Origin of the sequence: Anaerococcus sp. HMSC075B03, assembly GCF_001815585.1 — a bacterium.
Taxonomy (GTDB): Bacteria; Bacillota; Clostridia; order Tissierellales; family Peptoniphilaceae; genus Anaerococcus; species Anaerococcus vaginalis.
On record NZ_KV821189.1, the window covers coordinates 1 to 1,070 of the forward strand.

1 protein-coding gene and 1 pseudogene are annotated in these 1,070 nt (G+C 27.2%); both read right to left on the bottom strand.

Annotated elements, in window-relative coordinates:
- Positions 1–72: pseudogene (locus HMPREF3045_RS09440) on the bottom strand (DNA-binding response regulator); the annotation flags it as partial.
- Between the two features lie 634 nt (positions 73–706).
- Positions 707–1,009 carry a peptidase gene (locus tag HMPREF3045_RS05390; protein WP_070737668.1) on the bottom strand — a complete coding sequence of 101 codons (303 nt, stop codon included), beginning with the start codon at positions 1,007–1,009 and terminating at the stop codon, positions 707–709.
- Positions 1,010–1,070 lie beyond the last annotated feature (61 nt).

The following is a 1,070-nucleotide window of genomic DNA, read 5'->3' on the forward strand; positions in this document are numbered from 1 at the left end:
ATTATTAACCAAATACTTTTCCATTTGTAACGCTATCTCTTTATTATCTTCTATGATTAAAATATTTTTCATTCTTATCCTCTTAATTAAATTTTAATAGTCATATTCACAGTATACCATTAATAATATAGTAAATTAATCAAAATTAATTGTAATATAAAATTAATAAAAAAGACCTACTATCTCTTTGAGAAGAACTTCATGGTCCAGAAATTTTAAAACATGGAAATAATATCAAGTGAACAACTGATGAGAAATTAGAAATAGTAAGCAAAGTTCTAGCAGGAAAACAATAAGGTCTGTAGCAATTGAAATCGGTATTAATCCTGGACAACTTTATTCATGGGTTAACAATTACAAAATTTATGGATATATATGAGATTTATGCTTTAATACCTCAATTCCATGTGTTTCTACTAAATTATTCCATCTTCTTATGTAGTTACGGAAGTAATATTTGTTGATACCTCTAGGTGTATCAGACCATTACCTTGTTTGTATAATTCTATACAGTTCTTTTTAAACTCATAGATATATTTCATAAAAATACCCTCCTTACTGGTTTGTCCAGTAAAGAAGGTACATATCATGTCAGGATTTAGGTTGATACACAAAATTATTTACAGACCCAACTCCATTTGATTTATTTATGCACGAACTTAGTTTGGTTTAGGTGTCGCAATATTATTTGCAATTCATCATTTATTTAACCTATTACTTGCACTATATATGGCTCTTTTAATTTTCCTACAATGAAAGTTATTCCTTCTGATTTTTCAATATTTCTATTCATAAGCTTTTTTTGTCTAACCAGTGCATGTGTACATGAGTTCCCAAAACAACAATCTTTATAAATTCCGCCCTTTGCAAATGTTTCAAATATTGATGATAATTCACTATCTTCAATATCTTCATTGCTTATATAAAAATCAGAAAACACATAGGCTGCATTTTCATTTTTTTTACCACTAACAATTTCAGGCATAAGTTCAGTTGGATAATTCAACATTTTTCTCGTTCTTGGTAAAAATCGTTCATAAATATTTTGAATTTTTTTCCTAATAGATTAT